This is a genomic window from Microcoleus sp. S1D4 (assembly GCF_036700765.1).
In the GTDB taxonomy this organism is placed as follows: Bacteria; Cyanobacteriota; Cyanobacteriia; order Cyanobacteriales; family Microcoleaceae; genus Microcoleus.
Genome location: NZ_JAUBPP010000004.1, coordinates 288,874 through 313,401, shown reverse-complemented (window position 1 = coordinate 313,401; position 24,528 = coordinate 288,874). Strand labels below are relative to the sequence as shown.

General features: G+C 45.6%; 16 protein-coding genes. 7 read left to right on the top strand and 9 right to left on the bottom strand.

The window, feature by feature from the left end; translation table 11 throughout:
- The first annotated feature begins 301 nt into the window (after positions 1-301).
- The 4 genes from acnB (at position 302) to QT998_RS06950 (ending at position 4,434) form a co-directional block, all read left to right on the top strand.
- A complete protein-coding gene (acnB, locus tag QT998_RS06965) occupies positions 302-2,917 on the top strand; it encodes a bifunctional aconitate hydratase 2/2-methylisocitrate dehydratase (RefSeq protein WP_333114835.1) in 2,616 nt (871 codons plus the stop codon).
- A gap of 219 nt (positions 2,918-3,136) precedes the next feature.
- Positions 3,137-3,520, top strand: coding sequence for a hypothetical protein (locus QT998_RS06960; RefSeq protein WP_333088845.1), 384 nt, complete (start codon positions 3,137-3,139; stop codon positions 3,518-3,520).
- Entirely contained in the window at positions 3,517-3,972 is a 456-nt protein-coding gene (locus tag QT998_RS06955) for a nucleic acid-binding protein (protein ID WP_333088847.1), read from the top strand. The genes QT998_RS06960 and QT998_RS06955 overlap by 4 nt, the downstream gene beginning before the upstream one ends.
- A gap of 81 nt (positions 3,973-4,053) precedes the next feature.
- Positions 4,054-4,434, top strand: coding sequence for a cupin domain-containing protein (locus QT998_RS06950; protein ID WP_442921941.1), 381 nt, complete (start codon positions 4,054-4,056; stop codon positions 4,432-4,434).
- A 294-nt stretch (positions 4,435-4,728) separates the two neighbouring features.
- Here the strand turns inward: QT998_RS06950 and QT998_RS06945 are convergent, their stop codons facing one another.
- The 4 genes from QT998_RS06945 to QT998_RS06930 all read right to left on the bottom strand — a co-directional run bounded on the left by QT998_RS06945 (position 4,729) and on the right by QT998_RS06930 (position 9,407).
- Positions 4,729-5,388 (bottom strand): pentapeptide repeat-containing protein, encoded by a 660-nt coding sequence (locus QT998_RS06945; RefSeq protein WP_333088848.1) that lies wholly within the window; start codon positions 5,386-5,388, stop codon positions 4,729-4,731.
- A gap of 161 nt (positions 5,389-5,549) precedes the next feature.
- Positions 5,550-7,199 (bottom strand): ABC transporter substrate-binding protein, encoded by a 1,650-nt coding sequence (locus tag QT998_RS06940; protein WP_333089230.1) that lies wholly within the window; start codon positions 7,197-7,199, stop codon positions 5,550-5,552.
- A 317-nt stretch (positions 7,200-7,516) separates the two neighbouring features.
- On the bottom strand, positions 7,517-8,992 hold the full coding sequence (locus QT998_RS06935) for an adenylate/guanylate cyclase domain-containing protein (protein ID WP_333088850.1): 1,476 nt from the start codon (positions 8,990-8,992) through the stop codon (positions 7,517-7,519).
- 70 nt (positions 8,993-9,062) lie between these two features.
- Positions 9,063-9,407: a slr1659 superfamily regulator gene (locus QT998_RS06930; RefSeq protein ID WP_333088851.1), complete on the bottom strand. Its 345-nt coding sequence runs from the start codon at positions 9,405-9,407 to the stop codon at positions 9,063-9,065.
- Positions 9,408-10,356: 949 nt separating this feature from the next.
- On the opposite strand from QT998_RS06930, the gene QT998_RS06925 reads away from it, so the two are divergent.
- Positions 10,357-10,911, top strand: a complete 555-nt coding sequence (locus QT998_RS06925) for a hypothetical protein (RefSeq protein ID WP_333114833.1) — start codon at positions 10,357-10,359, stop codon at positions 10,909-10,911.
- Between the two features lie 151 nt (positions 10,912-11,062).
- Here QT998_RS06925 and mnmA read toward each other — a convergent pair whose 3' ends face one another.
- Complete coding sequence (mnmA, locus tag QT998_RS06920; RefSeq protein WP_333114831.1) at positions 11,063-12,154, bottom strand: tRNA 2-thiouridine(34) synthase MnmA; 1,092 nt, start codon at positions 12,152-12,154, stop codon at positions 11,063-11,065.
- Between the two features lie 232 nt (positions 12,155-12,386).
- Here mnmA and QT998_RS06915 point away from each other — a divergent pair, with 232 nt between their 5' ends.
- Together QT998_RS06915 and QT998_RS06910 are read left to right on the top strand one after the other, a co-directional pair.
- Positions 12,387-14,081: an NAD(P)H-hydrate dehydratase gene (locus tag QT998_RS06915; protein ID WP_333114829.1), complete on the top strand. Its 1,695-nt coding sequence runs from the start codon at positions 12,387-12,389 to the stop codon at positions 14,079-14,081.
- Positions 14,082-14,276: 195 nt separating this feature from the next.
- On the top strand, positions 14,277-14,807 hold the full coding sequence (locus tag QT998_RS06910) for a peptidoglycan-binding domain-containing protein (RefSeq protein ID WP_333114827.1): 531 nt from the start codon (positions 14,277-14,279) through the stop codon (positions 14,805-14,807).
- A 185-nt stretch (positions 14,808-14,992) separates the two neighbouring features.
- Here the strand turns inward: QT998_RS06910 and QT998_RS06905 are convergent, their stop codons facing one another.
- The 4 genes from QT998_RS06905 to QT998_RS06890 all read right to left on the bottom strand — a co-directional run bounded on the left by QT998_RS06905 (position 14,993) and on the right by QT998_RS06890 (position 24,379).
- On the bottom strand, positions 14,993-20,884 hold the full coding sequence (locus tag QT998_RS06905) for an ATP-binding sensor histidine kinase (RefSeq protein WP_333114826.1): 5,892 nt from the start codon (positions 20,882-20,884) through the stop codon (positions 14,993-14,995).
- Between the two features lie 255 nt (positions 20,885-21,139).
- On the bottom strand, positions 21,140-21,613 hold the full coding sequence (locus QT998_RS06900) for a tellurite resistance TerB family protein (protein WP_333088861.1): 474 nt from the start codon (positions 21,611-21,613) through the stop codon (positions 21,140-21,142).
- A 139-nt stretch (positions 21,614-21,752) separates the two neighbouring features.
- Entirely contained in the window at positions 21,753-23,702 is a 1,950-nt protein-coding gene (locus tag QT998_RS06895; RefSeq protein WP_333114825.1) for a M61 family metallopeptidase, read from the bottom strand.
- A complete protein-coding gene (locus QT998_RS06890; RefSeq protein WP_194065996.1) occupies positions 23,699-24,379 on the bottom strand; it encodes a Crp/Fnr family transcriptional regulator in 681 nt (226 codons plus the stop codon). The genes QT998_RS06895 and QT998_RS06890 overlap by 4 nt, the downstream gene beginning before the upstream one ends.
- Positions 24,380-24,528 lie beyond the last annotated feature (149 nt).

The following is a 24,528-nucleotide window of genomic DNA, read 5'->3' as shown; positions in this document are numbered from 1 at the left end:
AAACCAATTCTTTCTGGTAGCTAACGATTTGAGATGCTCGCGGGCGATCGACATTACCTCCGCCATATTAATTTTAACCAGAACAATGCAACTCAACGCCGGAAAACTTCTTGGCTGGAGTTTCAGCAGCGCTCCAGATACAGACAGATTTTGTCTTTAGTATGAAAATCTACTGTTTTTAAAGTTGCGTTAAGTTTTTATAAGAGCGGGTGCTTTGCCAAATATGTAGCGCCAGCGCCTAATCTAAAAAGTAATGTCACCTGCAAACAACTACCCAACACAATTTTGAGAGAGAACACAAATGCTTGAATCTTACCGCCGTAACGCTGCCGAACGGGCCGCACTGGGAATTCCACCGCTGCCGCTAGACGCCCAGCAAACCTCAGAACTCTGCGAATTGCTCAAAAATCCGCCACCTGGGGAAGAAGAAGCCTTAGTAGAATTATTGCGCGATCGCGTGCCCCCCGGCGTAGACAGCGCCGCCTACGTCAAAGCAGGTTTTCTGACCGGCATTGCCAAAGGCGAAATCCACAGCCCCCTAATTGCTCCCAAATGGGCAGTTTACCTGCTGGGGACAATGATGGGAGGTTACAACGTCCAATCTTTAATCGATTTACTCCATCCTACTGCCGAAACCGCCATCCCCGCCACCGCAGCCCGCGCCTTGAGCAAAACGCTGTTAGTATTTGACGCCTTCCACGACATTCTCGCCCTGTCGGATACCAATCCCTACGCCAAACAAGTCATAGATTCTTGGGCGGATGCCGAGTGGTTTACCGGCCGGCCCCAACTAGCCGAAGCCATTACCGTTACAGTCTTCAAAGTACCCGGAGAAACCAATACCGACGACTTGTCTCCGGCACCTCAAGCTACCACGCGGCCGGACATTCCCTTGCACGCTTTAGCAATGCTGGAAAGTAAGATGCCCCAAGCGCTGGAAACCATTGCCCAATTGAAGCAAAAAGGCCATCCCGTAGCCTACGTCGGCGATGTTGTCGGCACCGGTTCCTCGCGCAAATCAGCGATTAACTCAGTGCTGTGGCACATTGGCAATGATATTCCGTTTGTGCCAAACAAGCGCAGCGGCGGATATATTTTGGGAAGTGCGATCGCCCCGATTTTCTTCAATACTGCTGAAGATTCCGGCGCATTGCCGATCGAATGCGATGTCAGCAAAATGGAAACCGGAATGGTAATTACCATCCATCCCTACAAAGGAGAAATCGCCAACGAAGCCGGAGAAATCATCTCCACCTTCACTCTCAAACCCGACACAATCACAGACGAAGTTCGCGCCGGCGGCCGCATTCCACTATTAATTGGACGCACCTTAACCGACAAAACCCGCGAAGCTTTAGGACTAGGAATTAGCCCGATTTTCACCCGTCCAACAATTCCCGCCGACACAGGTAAAGGCTTCACCTTAGCCCAAAAAATGGTAGGGAAAGCCTGCGGTTTAACAGGCGTGCGTCCCGGTACATCTTGCGAACCATTAATGACCACAGTCGGTTCCCAAGACACCACCGGGCCCATGACTCGCGACGAATTAAAAGAACTTGCTTGTTTGGGATTTAGCGCCGATTTGGTAATTCAAAGTTTCTGCCACACCGCCGCCTATCCAAAACCGGTTGATGTCAAAACTCACCACGAATTGCCCGATTTCATGGCACAGCGGGCGGGTATAGCTTTGCGTCCCGGAGACGGCATTATTCACTCTTGGCTCAACCGGATGTTATTGCCAGATACAGTAGGAACCGGCGGCGATTCTCACACACGTTTTCCTTTAGGAATCTCCTTTCCTGCGGGTTCGGGATTGGTGGCATTTGCTGCAGCCTTGGGCGTGATGCCTTTGGATATGCCGGAATCTGTTTTAGTGCGCTTCAAAGGAGAATTGCAGCCGGGAGTAACCCTGCGGGATGTGGTGAATGCAATTCCCTATGTAGCGATTCAAAAAGGTTTGCTGACAGTCTCAAAACAGAATAAGAAAAACGTCTTTTCGGGGCGGATCATGGAAATTGAAGGCTTGCCCGATTTGAAGGTCGAGCAGGCATTTGAATTGACTGATGCCTCGGCCGAGCGTTCCTGCGCTGGATGCACGATTAAATTGAGTGTGGAGACTGTTTCTGAGTACATTCGCTCCAACGTCGCGCTGCTAAAAAACATGGTAGCGCGGGGCTATGAAGATGCACGGACGATGATGCGCCGGGTGGCGAAGATGGAGGAATGGCTGGCTAATCCGGTGCTGCTAGAAGCTGATGCTGATGCGGAGTATGTTGAAATCATCGAGATCGATCTCAACGAGATTACTGAACCCATTGTGGCTGCACCGAATGACCCGGATAATGTTAAGTTGTTGAGTGAGGTTGCGGGCGATCAGGTTGACGAAGTATTTGTCGGTTCTTGCATGACAAATATCGGCCACTACCGCGCCACTGCAAAGGTGTTGGAAGGTGCAGGGGAAGTTAAAACTCGCCTGTGGATTTGTCCGCCAACTCGGATGGACGAACAACAACTAAAAGAAGAAGGTTATTACAGCATTTTTGGAGCGGCTGGAGCGCGGACGGAAATGCCGGGATGCAGTCTTTGTATGGGAAATCAAGCGCGGGTAAAAGATGCCACAACGGTTTTTTCAACTTCGACTCGCAACTTCAACAACCGGATGGGCAAAGATGCACAAGTTTATCTCGGTTCGGCGGAATTGGCTGCTGTTTGTTCGCTGTTGGGTCGCATTCCCACAGTCCAAGAATACCAGGAAATTGTGGCCAAGAAAATCAATCCTTTTGCTGGCGATTTGTATCGATATTTGAATTTCGATCAAATTGCTGGTTTTGAGGATGAAGGGCGAGTGATTGCTGTGGAAGATATGCCGCGCATCGAGGATATTTTGGGGATTCCTGAAGGTGTGTTGAGCAAGTAGTTTCCTCGAAATTCAGTGAAATGGTTGTTTTGAACCGCAGATGAAAGCAGATGAAAGCAGATGAATTTTATCTGCATTCATCTGTGTACATCTGCTGACATCTGCGGTTCAAAAAAATCCCAGAATCTGGATGAATTATCCCCCGCCTCTTGTTTACAATATAAGTAGAATCGATCGACCCGCTGATTCATATAAATCCGAGAAAGGAGAAAAGTGATTGTGTCTGAACAAGCTTTAATCAGTGAAAGCCCAACGACAGCAGCTTCAGCGCCAGAAACTCGCATTGGCAACGAAATGGTAGAGTTTCTCAGTGTAATTCAGCAAACTCCGAGAGAATATTGGCCGAATTTGCTTAAAATGATGCGGTTATTTCTGGAAACGGTGACAGTAAAACCAGCCTTGTCCGAGCCTCCCCAGACATCTGAGAAAATAGACATTACTAAACTGTCGCTGGAGGAGCGGATACAAAGAAATCAAGGTGCAATTGAATTATTGCGATCGTGGGTAGAGGAGGGAGATGAACAGGAACAAACAGAAACCGCTGAATATCTCCGTAAAGTTTTAGATGAAGACCGCCTTTCTAATCGGCCATTATTCCCATGAGTAGAGTAATACTTTTAGATTCTGGGCCTTTGGAGATGGTAACAAACCCTAAAGCATCTTCTACTGAAGTTCAAGAGTGCAAAGTTTGGCTAAACTCTTTAATGCTCAGAGGCGAAATAATAATTTTGCCTGAGATTGCTGACTACGAAGTACGACGCGAATTGATCCGTGCAGGTAAGTCAGCAGGTATTCAACGACTTGATGAACTGAAATTACAACTGACATACCGTCCTTTGACTTCGGAGGTAATGCTTCTAGCTGCTCAGTTGTGGGCTGACGCGAGAAGGAGAGGAAGACCAACCGCAGAACCCAATGCACTTGACGGGGATGTGATTTTGGCGGCTCAAGCACTATTGGAGGCAAGTGAAGGCAATGAGGTGGTAATTGCTACAACAAATGTGGGGCATTTATCGCAATTTGTTGATGCTCGCGAATGGCTGCTAATTCAGTAATGTTTAAATCGATCGCACTTACCTTCTGATATACTTTCAACTATAGATATTTTTACATACACCGTTAGCGAGATCGACACCATGGTGGAAACAGCCGACACAATCGAAAAAATGGACGATCGCACGCAAACCCGGTTTTGGGGTAAAGTTACAGTCATAGATGCGGGCGATCGTTACAAGATCAATCGCATCGAAGTCAAGCCGGGACACCACATCAGGACGCAAATGCACTATCACCGCAGCGAACACTGGGTTGTCGTCTCCGGTACCGCTAAAGTGATCTGCGATGACAAAGAGACGATTCTCATGCAGAAACAGTCAACCTACGTTCCCATGAATACTGCTCACCGCGTGGAAAACCCAGGCGTGATTCCTCTGGTGATGATTGAAATCCAAAATGGCGAATACCTCGGCGATGATGACATTATCCGTTTCGCCCAAGATGCTGACGAAGAAGATTGATCCGACATCAAAATATGAAGCAATCGCAGATGTCATATCAATTTCGGTTACACCGTCAGGTGATTGTTGATTGTTGACTGTTGACTGTTGACTGTTGACTCGATTTTATTATTCCTATGCAACCGGAAACGATGTCAGGGAAAAGCGCCGCGCACCGAACAATTACCCGCGCCGCGACAGGAAACGAGATAAATCCTACAATTATAACTGTAGGGGCCATTTCGGAAATGGCCCCTACAGGATGATATTAAGCTTGTTAAAAACGAGCATCTGATTTAGCAATTGGCGATCGTCCTACGGTAAAGCAGCATTTTTCAAATCTACATTTGCCATATTTGCATTCATTAAATTAGCACCGGTCAAGTCCGAACCGTTCAAATTAGCACCAGTCAAATTAGCACCGGTCAAATTTGCATCCCGCAAGTTAACTCCCAGTACGTCGATTCCCGACAAACTGCCACCTCTGAGGCTGACATTAGCTAAATTCGCTATGGACTGGCGAGCATTTTTCATATTTGCGCCAGCCAAATTTGCACTTTCTAAGTTAGCGCCCACTAAATTAGCATTGGTGAGGTTGGTATTTTTCAAGCTGGCAATTACTAAACCCGCCAGACTCAGGTTAGCCTTGGTTAAATCAGCGCCCTGCAAATTTACTCCGTGCATTCTAGCGGCAATTAAACTCGCACCTTGCAATTTAGCTTGTTGCAGATTGGCTTCGTTCAGTTTTGCTTCATTGAGATTAGCACCGTTCAAATTCGCTCCGCTCAAATTCGCTCCGCTCAAGTCGGCTCCGCTGAGATCCATACCAGCAAGCTGCGCTCCTGTCAAGTCACACTTGGTACATTCTTTAGTTTCTAATAGTTGCTTGACTTGCGATACGTTTTCTGCTTTGACTCCAGAAGCAAAACCCATTGCAATCAGTAGCGCTGTTGTTGTTAAAATTCCAAATTTCATATACTCACCCTCGGCGATATCTCTCTTTTAATAATATCCCACATATTTCTAGAGAGTTGGGTGATCGGTCTCTTCGATAAACTGTGACAATCATCACCCTATTATGCACACAACATGATAGAATTATTGACGTTTCAATTCCTCAAAATCATTGTAAACAATTATTGCTTTTTCAGGAACCAAAAGGGAAAGGATTGCGTCGGTTCTAAACGGACACCGCTGATGCTGTTCTGAGCAAAAGTATAGTCCTTATCCTGCCAAAGAGGGATGAAAGGTACATCTCTACCTAGTATGTCCTGAATTTCGCCAAACAAAGCTTTCCGGGTTTGGGGGTTTAGTTCTTTGCGTTGCTTGTCGATAAGTTGATTTACTTGATCGCTATAATAAAACGAACCCTGACCCTGACTCGCACCCTTTTCGCACCCGGTGGTCGCCGAACCCGTGTCACAATCCAAAAACGGCTGAATGTAATTGTCAGCGTCAAAAAAATCGGCGTACCAATCCACCAAAACCGCAGGATAAATCCCCTTCTCTATATTTTGAAACAAAGTCGGAGATTCAACGCTGTTAATTTCTACCTGCATTATCCCATCCATTTTAAGCTTAGCTTGGGCCTCGATCGTACTCGCAACTAACGATCGCTTTGTGGAAGCAGAAGGATACCAAATTTGCAGAATAAAAGGATTGGCGGCCGAATATCCCGCTTTTGTTAACAATTCCTTGGCTTTGGCTGTGTTCGCATCGCCGTAAAGTTCTTTAAACACGGGCTTGTTAACGTCGAAGGTTGTGGGAATCAGACTGTACAGTGGCTGGGCTTGTCCCCGGAGTACGCGATCGTTAATCAGGGGGCGATCCATCACGGAGGCGATCGCCTGTCTCACTTCTAACTTGTCCAACGGTTTAGACTTAGTATTCAGCGTCATGTAACTAACCGTACTGCTTTCCCCCGCGATTTCCTGCCATTTCCCTTGTTTGGCTCCCTCGTTCAAGCTTTGAACTTGGTCTGCATCCAGAGACAAATAAGCCACATCGACTGCACCAGTCCGAAAACTATTGAACAAATTTGACGAACTAGAAAGCAGCAAAAGGTCAATTCCTTGATTAACTGGTTTTTCGCCCCAATACTTATCAAATGCGTCAAACTTGAGAGAATCGCTGCCGTACTTCGCCAGTTTGTAGCGTCCAGTTCCTACAAACGTATCCGGTTTAAATTTAGCATCCCCAATCTCGTAAGCTTTCGGAGAAATTGCACAAAGACCGGCAAATGTCAGGAGAGAAGGAAAAGCAGCAAAAGGCTTTTTGAGTTGAAAAGTTAATTCGTATTCGCCCGTCGCTTTCACCGATTCTACGGCATCGCTCAACAAGAAAGCCGGACGGCCGCCATTTTTGATAAACCGCTGCAAGGAAAACTCCATTGCTGCGGCGTTAAAAGGTGTGTCGTCGTGAAAAATAACTCCTTGACGCAAGGGGATTGTATATGTCAATCCGTCTTGGCTAACTTTTGGCATTGCTGTCGCTAAATGGGGGATTAACTCAGTAGTTCCCGACTTGTAAGTGTAGAGAGTATCGCCCAAATTTTGCAGCAGTTGCCCTGATATAATTTCATAAGCGTCCGCAGGGTCGATCGTCCGCAATTTCAAGGTTGTGCCAATAGTAACGCGGTTATTAGCATTTTCGCCGGTCGAATTAGGCGATCGATTTGCCCTCTGTCCGCAGCTTGCAGTTAACAAGCAGCACAGACAGAACAGAGCTATCGCTTTAATCACTGAAGGTTTTATAGATATTCTAGGCTGCTGCTTGTTGATTCTCATCGTCTTTTTTTGACACTCCAAATTACTCATTATATTATCACAACACTCCGGAGAGTTTCAGGGTTTACTCATGGGTGGGCTAGAAACTTGGTTTGTCGCAAAGCTTCTAGGTTTATTAACGAGCAATATAGTCGGAAACCGGATTTATGAGCAAGCCGAGTGCGATCGTCTCCCCTTGCGTTTTGAGTTGCTAGCCTGAAACTCTTGGTTTTTCATATCCGGCCTCGGCAAGGGTTGCCCTGATATCGATCGCCTTGAAACCGCCATTCTACGGTTGCTAATCAAAAACTGTCCGAAGTGTTGACTAATGACTTCCTTTAAATTCCCTTGAGGAGCGATCGCCAATCCCGACAGCGTTTCAGGTAAATGCGAGCTACCCGATCGCTCGGATTTGTCCGCAAACACTCTTCAAACAATTTTCCCGCTTCTCGGAACTCCTTGCGCTCGCACAATAACATCGCTTCAGTATATACAGGCAAATTTGCTAGCTTTGCCCCAAGAATTTCCGCAGGATCTGCATCAAACACCTCATAGACTATGACATATTGAGATTTTCCTTTAACCTGTACTTTATCCACAATCCGAATAGCATAATCAGCAGGATTTCGCAACCGTTCCAAAGTCTGCTGAGAAATTAACAGAGGTACGCCGTAATCTTTAGTCAATCCTTCAATCCGAGATGCCAAATTAACGGCATCGCTAATCACAGTGGTGTCCATTCGGCTTGCGCCGCCGACTGTCCCCAGTATCAAAGAACCCGAATTGATACCAATGCCAATTTGAATTGGGATGTAGCCGACACTTTGACGGTGTTGGTTGTAATCAGTCAAGGTTTGTAGCATCGCAATACCAGCTTTCACAGCATCATCAGCACAGTCACTAAATAAAGCCATAATTGCATCGCCGATGTATTTATCTATAAAGCCATTATTGCTAGTAATAGCCGGCTCCATCCGCGAGAGGTAAGCATTGATAAAATTGAAATTTTCTTGCGGTGTCATAGTTTCCGAAAGCGTCGTGAAGTCGCGGATGTCGCCAAATAACACCGACATTTCCTCCTGCACTTGGTCGCCTAAATTAACATCAAGAATACTTTCATATCCTAATAAATTTAAAAATTGATGCGGCACAAATCGCCCGTAGGCATCCGTTAAGTCTGATTCAACATCCAGGGATATCTCTAAATTTTGATTGAGGTCAAATAGTTTTTTAATCAATTCGTGACGGTCTGTCTCAGCTTGTTTGCGTTCCGTAATATCTTGAAAAATTGCGATCGCAAAAGCAACTTTACCAGCCTCGTCAAAAATTGGCGTTCCCCAACCTTCAATAGGAATTTTACGGTCTGGTTGATGAACTTCCATATCGTCAGCAGTCGAACTTTCACCCCTAAAAGCTCGAACGATCGGCAAATTATCGAAAGGGTAAATAGTATCAGTTCCCGCGATATAAATTTGATAAATATCTGACAAATTCTCAACTGCATTTAAGTGCAAAACTCCTTTACCGAGTAACTGCTGTCCGGCGTGATTGACGTAGTAAGGTTTTCCTTGAGAATCGAGCACGGCTACGCCTATTGGAATCGCTTCCAGAAATTGAGCCAGCTTAATTTCGCCTTCCCGCACCGCCTCCAATGCCCGATCGCGCAACTGGGTTTCAACCGTATCAGAATGTTGAGCCGTAGTTTCCAGCAAGATTTTCAGATCTGCTTTTTCCTCCTTCAAGTCTGCCACTTGCTGGCGCAATCTTTCTATCTCTAAAAGTAGCTGTTCTCTAGATGGTTGTTCTTCCAGCATAACCCGAGAATTTGCACCTCTACTAACAGAAAATTGCTCAACAGCCTGCATCATAAAAGTAACCGTGTGTCTATACTAATTCCAACTGCAAACCAGGCATCAGGCGTTGCAAATTATTCAACGATTTACCCTCCCAAGCTATGGGTTGAGAGCCTTGTACTGCCATTTGCACTAGAGCTTTTTTGCGCTGCTCGATTATAAACTTCGACAGCATATTTATGCCCGAACTGTTCAAAAATTCTAACTGCTGCAAATTGAGGGTAATTTTCGCCGGTTCGGAGTCTGGCACCTCGCCGAGCAACTGTGCTATCGGCGGGTACTCCCCAGGCCCGCTCAGCCTGAGAGAGCCAACAAAACTCACGGTTGCCGTTGCTGGATCGTAGCAGGTATGGTAATCTTGTGTCTGAATTTCCATTGTCGCGAAAAAGTCCCTTAGATATTAAGGTAAATTTTTGAGGATAGCTCAGCCGATTTATTAAAGGGATTGCGAGGGATTTTTTGTTCATAATCGATTTATTTCAACAATATCTTACTAAAAAAGTAGCGATCGCTACTAAAGTATTTTTGACTCCGCCCAACAACGGATACAGGCTGCCGCAGGACTGTGGAAAGTTCAAAATCTTAGACTTTTGTAACACTTTCGCACTCTTTGGTGATAAACCGCGTTTGACGGGTAAAAATATTGCATCCAGACCTTGAATCCCGATCAAAACGCGGTTTATGTGGCATTGATGCGTCTAGCACTGTTTGCTTAAACCTCCGGTAATTCATCTAAAATATAAAATATAAAATCTACAATCTCAAATATAAAATATAAAATCTACAATCTAAAAATGACGCTTCGATCGCACTTTAAGAATAAAATGCTACAATGAAAATAATTGGCTGAAGTTGTAATGCCTGCCCGTTCTGCGGAAACAGGTTGTGCTGCATCGGTTTGAGAGCGCTGGCTCAGCTCGTCTCCCACAGTCTAAAACACCTTTAGTAGTTTTGGGACAATCGATAGTTATTTGTACTGAGATTCTCGACCACCATCAGATTCTTTTCAGAATATTTACTTAGGGCTAAATTTTTCTAGATACCCACAGATTAAAAGTAAAAATTAATTAATAACTCGGTAGTGCAATTTTCTTGAAACATCAGTATCGGCAGCGAGGATAAAATACTTGTGCCACACCGGCCCTCAAGTTGGTTCTGCACAAAGCAATAAACGGCAGCAACAGCAGTATCTAAATAAACATTTCAGTTATGGACGCATCTAGACCCAACAAACCCGATTTCTGACTACCGGTGCGTCCGGGACTGTATTTGCTTTTGAGCGATCGCTCTCGATCGCGCATCGTGTAAAGTGAGGCAGAAGACCCATGATCAAACGAATCTCCAAAAATAACTCTCAAAAAAATCAAAACCGAACGCACAAGCAACCGAATCCTTTGATATTGGCTGTCGTCCTGACAGGAATTATGGTTTGGGAAATTTATCCGCCGCTCGTACATAGCGCGGAGGCTAACGCGGCCGCTCTCAAAGATTCCCTCCCCCGGTGGGAAAGCCCAGAGCAGTCAACGGCGGTTTCTCAAAAAATTAGCTCTTCCCGATTAGCACTAAATAGTTTAATTTCCTCTCCCGACAATTTGGCAGAAAACGCGCGCCCAAATCCCCCCAAACAATTGCCGGCAACTGTAGCAGCAGCAGTTCGCCAAGACTTGTCGCGCCAAACTGGAATTGCTGCTGACAAGTTGAAAATAACTGAATCGAAACTGCAAAGTTGGCCGAATACTTGTTTGGGGCTGGCGAAGGCTGATGAAATTTGCGGTCAAATGATTGTGGAAGGTTGGCGGGTTGTAGTTTCTGACGGCGGCAAAACTTGGGTTTACCGCACCAATGCTAGGGGAAATGTGTTGCGCTTGGAAAAGAAATAATATCAATTCCGGTTGCACTCATACATGACTGTTGACTGTTGACTAATAATTTCAATTTCCCAGTCTTCTTCCACCCGCTCGCCTAACGTTCGGCTAAGCTCAGTCGAGTCGCGGGTGCAAGCCAAGTACAGAGGCGGTTTCAACCGCTGTCTTATTTGGGAAGTTGATTTCTTTCTATGATGCCACCGCCCAACAGCACGTCTCCGTCATACCAAACAGCGGCTTGTCCGGGGGTAATGCTCAACTGCGGTTCGTCAAAAATTATCTTGACTCTTGTACCGCAGGCTTTTTCGTCGGCTTGGGAGGTTTCTACGGGAATAATTGTAGCGGGGACGGGGTGCGATCGATAGCGAATCTGTACAGAAGCCCGAATCGGAGCAGTCGGTGCGGCTACAGAAACCCAATTTACTTTCTGGACATTGCATTCAGATTCTACTGCCAACTGGCGATCGCCCACAATTACCCGATTGCCAGCAGCATCAAGTTCAATCACGTACAGCGCTTGGGCCGCAGCAATGCCGAGGCCTTTCCGCTGGCCGATGGTGTAGTGGTGCACGCCGTCGTGCTGTCCGAGTACCCGGCCCGCCTTGTCAACAATGTCACCCCTATGCGGCGCGATATACTTGTCCAGAAAAGCCCGCATCGAACCGTTGCTTTCCACCAAGCACAAATCTTGACTTTCCGGCTTGTCGGCAGTGCTCAAGCCAAATTCCGCCGCGATTCTGCGAGTTTCTGTCTTGGTAATTTCCCCCAAGGGAAACTCCGTACCGGCAAGTAAATCTTGTGTTAAATCGTACAAGAAATAAGACTGGTCTTTGCCAGGGTCGATCGCCCGTAGCAACTGATAGCGACCCGTAACAGTATCATAGGTAATGCGAGCGTAGTGTCCCGTCGCAATCTTTTCAATTCCTAATTCTTCGTGAGCATACTTGAGCATGGGCCCAAACTTCACAGTTTTATTGCACTGCGAACAAGGCAAAGGCGTCACTCCTGCACTGTAACCGTCCACCAAATAATCGACAATACTTGCTTGAAAGACCTCGCGGCTGTCCACAATGTGGTGAGGAACGCCCAAATCTTCGCAAAGTTTAGCGGCATCGACCATTCCCTCAGAGCAGCACTGACCTTTGCCTTTCATCAGCCACAGCGTTAAACCCACCACTTCATAGCCCTGATGGTGTAAAATTGCGGCTGCTGCGGAACTATCGACCCCGCCGGAGAGGCCTACAACAATCTTGTTCATGATTCGGAGAGAATTTGCTATTTTACTGTTACTTTGTGCGATCGAGCTAATCGATTATACCACAAGTATACTACAAAATGGTACTGCTGCTGTTAGCTGAAATTTTAGCACTAATAAGTAAAGCCACCTAATTAAACGTAAAATACCGATCGCTCAAAGGCTTACTGCGTATCTCTTCTTCCCTCTTCCTTATTCCCTCTTCCTTCTTCCTTCTTCCCTCTTCCCTCTACTTATGACTATTCAAAATTTTGTTGTCACCGCCGACCAAATGCGGCAAATAGAAGCGAGAATATTTGCTGCTGGAATGCCAGTAGCAGCTTTAATGGAAAAAGTCGCCGGATTGATTGCTAAACGAATTCAACAGCTTTTGAACGCAGAAGGAAGTTCGGTAACAAGTAATGTACGGGATTTAACGGATAGCAGGAAAAGGGAAGAAGGGAAAAAGATTGTTAATTCGGCCTTGCCAGCGATCGGCGTATTAGTTGGGCCAGGACATAACGGCGGCGATGCTTTGGTTGTGGCTCGCGAATTGCACTTTCAAGGATTTCCCGTAGTTATTTACTGCCCGTTTTCTAAGCTTAAAGAACTCACAAAAAGTCATGCTGATTATGCCCGTTATTTAAAGATTCCCTTTGTTGACAAAGTTGAATCGCTGAACAACTGCGATTTACTAATTGATGGTTTATTTGGGTTTGGATTGGAACGAGAAATTACTAACTTCACAGCCGACGCTTTTGACGAATTAAATAATTTAAACATACCCATTTTTAGTATAGATATTCCCTCGGGAATTCATACAGATACCGGAGCAGTTTTGGGGAGGGCAATCAGGGCAAAACATACCTTGTGTTTGGGATTGTGGAAAATGGCTTTTCTGCAAGACCAAGCGTTAGAATATATCGGCAGTTGTGAATTAATTGATTTTGATATTCCCGTCGCAGATATTGCAGCAATATTGGGTGATTCGCCAGCAATCCAACGCATTACCAAAACCTTGGCAATCCAGCATTTGCCCTTGCCCCGATCGCCAATTTCGTACAAATACACCAACGGTCATTTACTAATTATTGCAGGTTCCCGCCGCTACACCGGAGCCGCAATTTTGTCAGCGTTGGGAGCAAGAGCAAGCGGTGTCGGAATGCTGTCAATTGCTGTTCCTGAGTCGATTAAACCGATGTTGAGCAGTCATTTGCCAGAGGCTTTAGTTATCGGATGTCCTGAAACTTCAAGCGGTGCAATTAGCGAGTTGCCGGTAGCAATAGATTTGAGCAGTTACGATGCGATCGCCGCTGGGCCCGGTCTGACATTGGAAGCCGCGATCGCTGTAGAATCTCTACTGGATAGCGATCGACCTCTGGTTTTAGATGCCGACGGTTTAAATATCCTCGCTCAACTCGGCACAATCCCGATTTTGTCGGAACGCCGAGCACTGACAATTATCACGCCTCACCAGGGTGAATTTAAGCGTTTGTTTCCCGAATTAGCCGGCAAAACAGGCGATAGTCGAATTGCCGCAACTCAAGCCGCGGCTGAGCTTTGCGGTGCAGTCGTGTTGTTCAAAGGAGCGAAAGTTTGCATAAGTTGGAAGGATGACGGCGATTCCCTACAGGATAGCTACGCCGCGCGTACCGTCACCTATCTCAATCCCGAAAGCACCCCAGCCCTCGCCAGAGGGGGCAGCGGCGACGTTCTCACGGGCTTGTTAGGGGGACTGTTAGCAGGTGCGTTAGCGAAGCCCTCGAAGAGGATCGCCCGCAAATCTCCAGCTCAAGCAGTGGCAGCAACAGCAGTTTGGTGGCACGCTCAAGCCGCAATCATGGCAGCCAAAGAACGGACAGAATTAGGAGTAGATGCCTTTACATTGACACAGTATTTAATACCTACATTACGAGAATGCGATCGGGAAACAACCAACAGTATTTTGTAACTCTTGCACCCTGCACCGAATCCGTTAACAATTCACACTTTGCTAACTCAAACGAGTGACACTCAAACGAGTGACACTCAAACGAGTCTCGCTTGAAAAAGTGACGCTTGAAAAAGTGACTGTGCAATCATAAAACCTAACAGTTATACCTGAAATATCAAAGACCAAAACTTAAATCTGGAAAGGAATCACATTATGTATACCGAAGAAAGAAGCACTAACAATGAAACTATGGCTCTCGTGGCCGATACTACAGCTCAATCAAATCTTGCATTTGCTGAAACCACTAGAGTCAACAAACCCACTTTACAAATGGGTTCAACAGGTCAAGCTGTCAAGGAACTACAACAGCTTCTATATCATTGGGCATATTATTTCGGCCCGATTGACGGTATCTTCGGCGTGCAAGTTCAACAAGCAGTCAAAGCCTATCAACACCGCGTTTTCTTAAAGGAAGATGGGGTTGTCGGTTCCCTGACTTGGGAAGCACTATACTCTGGCGCACCTGTGAATATGCCCATCCTGATGAAAGGCAGTTCTGGTAATGCTGTAAAAATTGTTCAGAATGTCCTCAAAATTAATGGATACTATTTCGGTTCCATTGACGGATTCTTCGGGACAATGACAGATGTAGCAGTGCGACAATTGCAAATTAGCAAGGCTTTACCACAAGATGGAATTGTCGGCTACAGAACTTGGCACGCCCTCAGCAAGTTACCGCACTAATGACTGGTTGAATTCACTTTATTTCTTAGTCCGCGCAGGCGGACTTTTTTTGTATAGTATCGATGTCATATCGTTTCCGGTTGCATCGGAATCATAAAATCGAGTCAACAATCAACAGTCAACAATCACCTGACGGTGCAACCGGAATTGATGTCAATCGCCGAGTCCGAGCTTTGCCGAATGCCCTAATTATCCTTGATAGGAATGCTGTGTACCGGAATGGCGATCGCAAATTCTGTTCCCCTTCCCGGCCACGAACAACATTCTAACGTTCCCCCGTGTTTTTTGGTGACTATATCGTGACAAATTGGCAGTCCAAATCCGGTTCCTTTACCTTCTACTTTGGTTGTAAAAAATGGCGTAAACAATTTTACTTTGATGTTTTCTGACATCCCAATTCCATTGTCAGCTATCCGAATCTTTACGGTAGGATCGATAAGTTTTTCGCCAAAGTTGGCAATAGAGGTCGAAATTGTAATCGTATTGGGGTTCCTCTCAATTTCTTTGTAGGTTTTACCAACATTAGATTCTTCCAGAGCATCGATCGCGTTGGCTAGCAAATTCATAAATACCTGATTTAGTTGTCCCGGATAGCATTCTATTTGAGGCAATTCCTCGTAATTTTTGATTATTTTAATGGCAGGGCGATCGCCAGATGCTTTCAACCGATGTGCTAAAATCATTAATGTGGTATCAATTCCTTCATGAAGATTGGCCGGTTTTTTCTCAATCCCATCGCTACGCGAATAATTTCGCAAAGATTGCATGATGTCGCCAATACGATCCGTTCCCAATCTCATCGAGTCAATCATCTTCGGCAAATCTTCTACTAAATATTCTAATTCAATCGCTTCTATTTCATCTAAAACTTGTGGCCCTGGCTCGGGAAAGTTGTCTTGATAAATTTGGAGTAAATTTATTAAATCGCTAACATATTCTTTGGCATGATGCAAATTGCCAGAAATAAAGCTGACGGGATTGTTCACTTCGTGCGCCACTCCAGCCACGAGTTGTCCGAGTTGCGAGATTTTTTCTGTTTGAATTAATTGTGCTTGAGCTTGTTGCAATTTAACGAGTGTTGCTTCTAAATCTTCAGCTTTTTGTCTCAATTGATCTTCCGATGTTTGCAGAGCTTTTTCGGCGCGCTTGCGATCGCTAATATCCCGATTAATTACCAAGCCGTGGGGTTTGCCACCGTATTCTAAAAAGTTTCCTTTTAGCTCAATATCGCACAGCGTACCGTCTTTTCTCCGTATGATAGCTTGACAGGTAAATTCTTCGCCTCGGCTGACAGTTTGTTGGAATTCGACGAATGAATTCACATACTCTGGAAGAATATAATCTGGCGGATTTAACTGCAAAAACTCTTGCTCAGAATAGCCAAATATTTGACAGAATGCGGGGTTAACTGCAATGACTTTACCAGTCTCCAAATCTATCAGCGAAAGTCCGTCTACTACTGCCTCAAATATGCTGCGGTACTCCTGTTCTTTTTGGATAAGTTCGACTTGGGACTGTTGCAGGCTTTCGAGAGATTCAGCCAACTCGCGGGATTTGTGTTGTTCCCTGGCGTAGATACGGGCGTTTTCAATGGCGATCGCCGCTTGTGCCGTTAATAACTGCAACAGTTCCAGCCGATCGCGCGTAAATGCTCCTGTTGCCAGATTATTCTCTAAATACACAATGCCAATCAACTTACTTTGATACAAAATAGGCGCGCATAAAATCGATTTTGGTTGGCAATTTTGAATGTAACTATCCGCTGGGTAAATTGTTTCTTGACTTGCATCGCTCAATACCAGTGGTTGCTGAGTTATCCCAACATACTTGACTAGAGAAATAGGAACATCTAAACTGTTTTCAAGCAGCATTGACTCCTGAAAGGTTGCTGAGTCATGCAGGTTAGTATCCGAGACTTCAACAAACAGTTGCCCGTCTCTTTCTAAAATAATACAGCCTTTCTGTGCGCCAGCATTTTCTAAGATGATTTGCAGCAGTTTTTTTAACAACTTTTCTAAAACAATTTCACTATAAATTGCCCCAGAGGATTTGATTACCGTTGCTAAATCCAAGAGATTAGCATGACTAGATGTACTCGTAGTTACAGTTGCACCGATCCGCGACTCGACAGTTTCAGGAAATAAATTCCCATAGTATTGTTCGAGTTGGCGGACTTTCGCTGTTGCGCCCCACTGGATGTAGCAAACTCTGGCATTGCTGAGATAATTTTTGACGAAAATCAGCCGATTTTGGGATAAATAAAATCGGGCAGCTAATTCATTAATCAGCGCTGCATCTTGAATGAAGCCGTTTTCTATTGCGAGGGCGATCGCACTATCGTAGCATTCTGCCGCCTCATACTTTTGTCCCGACAACCGCCCCGCTTCCGCCCGGATGGCTAAATATTTGTGCTGGTAATTTGCAGGGCAGTTTTTCGCAAACTCTCGAAGTTCTTCCAGGCAAATGTTAAGCTGTTCTAGGTATAGTTGGCGATCGCCCTCGCTGGCATTTGTACAAGCAGCAGCAAGGGCTATAGCCCGGTGGAAGCAAAAAACCGGACTCAGAAAAACGCCCGCAGCACCTGCCAAAAATTTAACACCCATATTGGCATATTCTAATGCTCGATCGACCTCCCCAAACCAATTCGCCACGGTTAGTCTGTAGAGATAAACCATAAAATAAGTCATCAAATCTGCCGAGGCTTCAGCAAATTCTAATAGCGACTCTTCGTCGATGAAAGTTAGGGGGTTTTCTACACTCTCGGAAGCACGAGTAAGCCGAGCAATTGCCGATTTATTGAGCATGAAAAATGCTAGCATATTGCGGTCAATTTTTTGCAAAACAGGTAAAAATTCCTCAACAACTGCGGTGGTTTTTTGCAGCGAGTCATTGCCGTAAAAGCTGAACCAAAGACAATTAATCGCAGCATATCCCGACCACTGATAAGCACCTGTCTCTAAACCGCTATTAAAAGCTTTGAGGACAAAAACCTTGGACTCATCAATATGTTTGATGTAGTGCAAACAAGCCCCCCACAGCAAGAAAATATAAGCACTTAACTCTTTAGTATCCCAGCGTTCGTAGAGAGTTAAACCCAGTTCTCCTGCTGCCAAACCAGCCTCAATTTCGCCATATTTAACAATCAAAGTAAAGGCATACACAATGTAGCCAAAGGCGGAAATCCGGCAATTTCCGTGTTCGATTGTCGCCTGCACCAACTCGATCGCGCACAAAAATTGAGCGTTGGGACTGGTAAAGTAAGCAATGGGGTAAAGTTCTTTCAAAATCCGGTGGGCGGCGAGTTGCAGGGGATCGGTGAGTGTTGGTAAATCTGCTAAATTGGCGATCGAACCCCCAATCATCTCCTTCGTCTTTGCCAACTCCCGCAGCAAATACCCATCATCCGGGTCAGCTTCAAACTCAATTCCCAACAATTGTAGCGTTTCGATACCTAACTGATAAGCCGCAGGCAAATCATTTTTCATCCGCAGACAAGTCATTTTCAACTCATTAATCCGACACCGTTCTAACAATGTCTGAGTATGAGGCAAAATAAAGTCTAGAATTGCCAAAGCTTCGTCATTTTTCCCATTCAAATATTCAGCTTCGCCCAATTCAAAATACAGCGCCCAAGTTAACACATAATTATCTTCCCAGCTTTGGGCCGGCAAACAGTTGCAGCCCGACTGGAAAAAACTCAGCGCCGTTTCAAACGCAGAAGCAGCTTTCGCAGTTTTGCCAGCCTGCAAATTTAACTCAGCTAATTCATACTTTTCGTTTAACTCGCAAATCAACCCGCCAGCAAAATTCAAATGATTGACAATATCAAAAATTCGTTCTTCCCGTTGGGCTGCGGTACTTCTGTGCAGCAACAAACGCCCGATCGCCAAATGAACAGGTTCTTTCTGTACGTCAGGAATCATAGCATAAGCAGCTTGTTGAACGCGATCGTGCATAAATTTGTAGCACACATCTCCGGCCGTTTCCCCCAACTTATTCAACTCTTCCGGCTCAAATACTTGCGGAATTCGATAGCTATTACCTACAGGTAAAATCAAGCCCATCTGCAACGCTTCCCACAAATCCTGCGCTGTTTGAGTCCAAATTTGTCCGCTAGCCACCGACAGCACATCCAAACTAAACTGATTATCTATACAAGCAGCCAATTGCAAAATTCGCTGGGTTGCAGTTGACAAAGTTTGAATTTTGTTTACCATCAAATCAACAATGTTTTCCGAAATATCCTGCCCTTCAATATATTTAATGTCCCACTGCCACTGGGCAGCCTGCGGGTCAAATCTCAACCAGCCTTTTTGATACAAATATTTCACCAATTGTTTGAGAAAAAATGGATTTCCGTCAGTTTTTTGCACGAGGAAATTCGCCAGCGGACTCGCTGTTTCAGCAGCACATCTCAAAGTTTCAGCAATTAGTTGAATTGCGCTGTCAATTGCTAGCGGTTCTAAAGTAATAGCTGTTATCGGAATGCCTGCAGCTCGAATTGCTTCATTCGCTAGCATCAATGGATGCGTCGGGCTGACTTCGTTATCCCGATAAGCCACAATTACTAGCAAGTAAGGGATTTTTTCGAGGCCATTTTGTTGATATAAATTGACTGTTGCAGCATCTATCCACTGGCAGTCGTCGAGAAACATTACTAAGGGATGTTCGGCGGTAGCAATTGCTTGAAGTAACTGCTGCATCACTCGGTTGAAGCGGTTTTGAGATTCGATCGCCCCGAGTTGTGGTACGTCTGGTTGCGGGCCTAAAATTAACTTTAATTCGGGGATGGCTTCGATCGCAATTCGAGCATTCGCATCCAAAACTTGCAGCAGTTTTTCTCGCCACAATTTAATCTTTGCTTGGCTTTCAGTCAAAATCTGCTGCACCAAATTCCGCAGGGCTTGATTGAAACAAGCATAGGGAACATTGCGCTTGAATTGGTCAAATTTGCCCGAAACCAAGTATCCGCGCTGCCTGGTTAAATTACGCAGAATTTCGTGAACTAATGCTGATTTGCCAATCCCGGAATAGCCACCTACCAAGACAATTTCACCGCTGCCTTTGCTGGCGCGATCGAAGGCTTGCAATAATTGTGCTATTTGTTTTTCTCGCCCGTAAAGTTTTTGCGGAATTAACAACTGACTCATGGCATCTAGTTGTCCGGGAATAAAATTAGAAATTTTCCCTGACTCCTCGACTTGATTTTGGCAGCGTTCTAAATCTGCTAACAATCCGGTTGCTGTTTGATACCTGTCTTCGGCATTTTTTGCCATCAGTTTTTCCGCAATTTGGGTCAAAACTGGGGGAATTTGCGGATTTAATTGTTGAAGGGGAATTGGTTGTTTGGCAATGTGACAGTGGACTAATTCCAGCGGATCTTTGCTGTCAAATGGCAATTTTCCTGTCAGCAATTCGTAAAAGGTGACACCTAGAGAGTAGAAGTCGCTGCGGTAGTCTACAGCGCGATTCATCCGCCCGGTTTGTTCCGGCGACATATAGGCGAGGGTTCCTTCTAGGCGATCGGGATTTTTTAAGTGCGGGGTTTCTTTATTTAACCGCGAAGCAATGCTGAAATCTGCAATTTTTACTTGCATTGTTTCGGGGTTAATTATAATATTAGCTGGCTTGATGTCTTTATGAATAATTTGATTTTGATGCAGGAATACTAAAGCTTTTGCTAATTGGATGGTGATGTTTAAGAATTGGGCGATCGGCAATTGGTAAGGTGCCGTTGCTGCTGCGGTAACATTTGTGCTGCTGGCTGCATTCTGGGCCCTTGCTATCCACTGTTCGAGGGAGATGCCTCCAAAATCTTCTAAGACTAATACCAAGCAATTCGGGTGAGTTTCTAGGCGATCGACTTTGACGGTATACTGGCAATCGAGATCCGCGGCGATCTGATATTCGTGTTTTAAGCGAGTTATTTGTTCTAGGGTAGGATATTCTGTATTTAAAACTTTGAGGATGGCAGGCTGTCCGTTTATCAGCGACACCGCCCGATAAATAACCGTGTTAGTTCCTTGATGGATAAGTTCTTGCAAGTCATAGTCAGAAATCCTTAAAGCTGGCAGCATAATTTTTGATTCCTGTCAGTATATTGGTTTCTAATTCTAGAGTGCACCATGCTGAATACAAAAAACAGAGACAAATTACCGAGATAAAAAGATTAAAAGACTACCTATTTAAACCAGGTTTATACAAACAAAATCCTGCGATAGCGGGTTGAAAAAGACTGGACGGTTGAAATTCCATTATTTTTGCGAACCTGCAGGCAAGTGCACGCAATTTTGACTGCTGGCGCGGTTTCAACCGCCGATGGTTTCGTCGATCTAGCCTTTGATGAAATCTTCTAATTTCTGAGCCATCTTCTCTACAATTCCCTCGGAATTATCTGCCGCTGATGCTTCGGCTTCAATACGTTTCACCGCATCCTCTGGAAGATTCAGCAACTGCACTAATTTTTGATAAGCGGCAGCTTCTTCTGCGTTAATTTTTGGTTCGTCGGGAGTGCGAGAACTAGAAGCAATGACTTGATAGCCTAGTTGCAAAACTAATTCCTTTTCTGCTTGAGTTTCTAGTTGAAAAATCAACTCGTCAAGGGGGATATTTTGCATGATATAATCCCGGAGTTCCTGTTGCATTGGTTCTCGGTCGGCATCCGTAGCAAACAAACTGCAAAAGCGATCGAGCATTAAATTAACTTCTGCTGTGGCGAGTTCGCCGTCAGCCCAGGCCATTGAAGCAACTATTCTCAGCAGGTTCATTTGGCGGGGCGTAATTGATGGAGGTGGTGGGGTTTGCATAATTTAAATTGGTAATTTGTTATTAGTTAGTTGTTATTTGTTAGTTGTTATTTGTTATTAGCTAATGGCAACGCCCAACTGCCAACTGCCAACTGCTAACTGCCAACTGCCAAATAACAACTGACTACTAACTATGATGTCACAATTTTGATAGAGGAACTCCCAGCCATCCAGTAAAGTTTTGTTTCTGAATAGCAGTGGGCTTTTCCACCGGTACGATCGAGTAACGACCGGGGCGCGGCCGGGCGAGAGTAACAGAACAAGTCCGCAGTTCGTCTTGGTGAAACACTGTCACCTCTAAGGTGTCACCAGGCTGGTAATCTTTTAGCCTTTCGCCCGCTTGTTCTGCGTTTGCTACCCGAAAACCTGCGATCGCCAGTAACTCGTCCCCAGCGTCAATTCCGGCCAACTGCGCCGGAGATTCTGCTTCGACAAATTTAATCATTTCCCGCCCGTTTTCCGATCCCAGCGTCCAACCGGTGCGAGGAATTTGGTTGGTTTCATCTACCGAAATTTGCAGCCCGAAAGGTTCGAGATATTTGTTGTAAGGCAGCTCTTCTGTGCCGTCTACATACCGCGCAAAAAAGTCGCTCAAATCCATATCGGCGACGGACTCGATCGCCCTTTGCAACTGTTCGGGAGTAAAGCCGATTTCTATCGATCGCGCATCAGAATTTAACCGTCCGTTTGATGTTATCTGCCCCGGCTCGGCCTCTGTTGGCGGCTTCAGGTCAAAATCTTCATTTTCAGCAGAACCACCCTTACCAAACTGCTGCCACATCAAACGCATCACATCATCGAGCGATCGGGCGTTACCGTGCTTGGCTCGAATCAACAAATCGAGCAAAAACGAAACAAGTTCCCCTTTCAAATAATAGGAAATCTGCGAATTGTCGCTGTTAGCATCTCTGCGATAAAGTTTAATCCAAGCATCCCAGCTCGATTCGCTTGCCGGCTGCACCTTCCGCCCCGGAGTCGTCTCCAAGCGAGTAATTTCCTTCGCTAAATTTTGGAAAAAACCTTTCACATTGTAGAGACCAGAACGAAAAGGAATCACCAAATCGTAATAACTGGTCGTGCCTTCAGAAAACCATAAAGAAGGAGTATAATTTTCTTGTTCATAGTCAAATACTTCAAGAGCTTTCGGTCTAATTCGCTTGACATTCCAGAGGTGAAAAAACTCGTGAGCCACCAATTGAATAAAGCGCTCGTATTTTTCCTTAGCCCGAAAACCAAAACGCGGATAGTTGAGAGTGCAGCTTTCCTTGTGTTCCAAGCCACCAAAACCGGAGCCGGACAAATGCAGCAAAAACACATACCGTTCGTAAGGCAAACCGCCGAACATTTCGGCCTCAACTTCAATGACTTTCTTGATATCTTTAATCGCCCGATCCAATTCTAAATTGCCTTTCCCCCAAACCACTAGCTGGTGGGTTTTTCCCATCACTTCAAAATCGTAAGCTTCGTGACAACCAATCTCAAAAGGACTGTCGGCCAGGGTATCAAAATCGGCAGCAGCAAAAGTCATATCCTGGCCGGAAACAGGAGGCAAAGTAGTCACTGTGCGCCATTGGGGTTGCGGCGGTATAGCGGTCACGATGTAGGAGTTGTGTTCAAAACCGGGCAAGAAAAAGCACAAAGCTGCTGGATTGAAATAACCGTGAGTCGAGTCTAAATGATTGGTTCGCACTGTCAGTTCGTTGGCAAAAATCCGGTAGCAAACCGTGACATCTGACACTGAATTTGTCTCGATTTGCCAATGATTTTTGCTTTGCTTGCGCCAAGGTAAATTTCGTGAAGCAGAGCTATCTCGTAGGGAATCGCCCGTTAGTGAAGACTCCGAAGAGGATCGCGCTCGAAAATCTTGCAGGTGGCGGGCGTACTCTCGAATCAAGTAAGAACCGGGAGTCCAGACAGGCATTTTCAAATCCAGCACCGGCTGCGACCAACCTTGCACGCGCAAAGTCACTTCAAACAGGTGGGATTCGGGATTGGGCATCGCCACCCAATATTGAATTGTCGGTGCTGTTCGCTGCGCGATCGACTTGCCGGCAGCGGAGGAGATATCCAAAGAAGTAACATCAGTCATTGACTTGCCAAATTAATCAAGTGCTTGAGGTTGATCAAATGGATAGTTTGGCGCTCTGGATCGACTTTGAGCCAGCCTTTACTATCGAGTTTTTCCATAATTTTGCTGGTTTCATCTAAGGTGATATCTGTCACATCAGCTAAGTCTTGATAGGGGATGTTAAAGATATCTTTGCCTTCAGCAGTTTTTTGACCGTAGTTTTCTGCCAGCTCGACTATAGTATTTGCTAGTTTAACCGCTGGTTGGCGGTTGCGGAGTTGAGAGCGCAGATTGGTTTGGCGGAGCCGCCGCACCATCAATTGCAGCATCCGGTGGTGCAGTTGCGGATCTTTAAACAGGGTTTGGATAAATCGCTGGGCCGTGACGCTGATCAGCCGCACGGGCGATAGAGCAAGTACGTCATTCGATCGCGGAGATTCGTCAAGAATCGCCATTTCGCCGAAGAAAGCACCCCGTCCTAAAATAGCCATCGATACAGCTCGATCGTTTGAGAGTCGCCGGACTTTTACCCAGCCGGACACGACAAAGTAAATAGCGTTGCCCCAAGAATCCTCCATGACTACAGCTCGGCCTGGGGGATACTCATGTTTGACGGCATTGGATAGCAGCCCTCCCAAGGTTTCTGGGTTAGCACCCTTAAATAGGGGGAACAGCTCACTGAAAGCTTCTGTCTTCATGCAAACTCGCGGGAGGTGGGAAATATGATTGAGCCACAGCGAACAGCTAGGGAACGATCGCTGTTAGAGAAAACCAACAATTTGTTGCTGCTACGATAAGATTGACACAAAGTGAACGAGACCGACATCTCAGACACAGTGAAACTTGC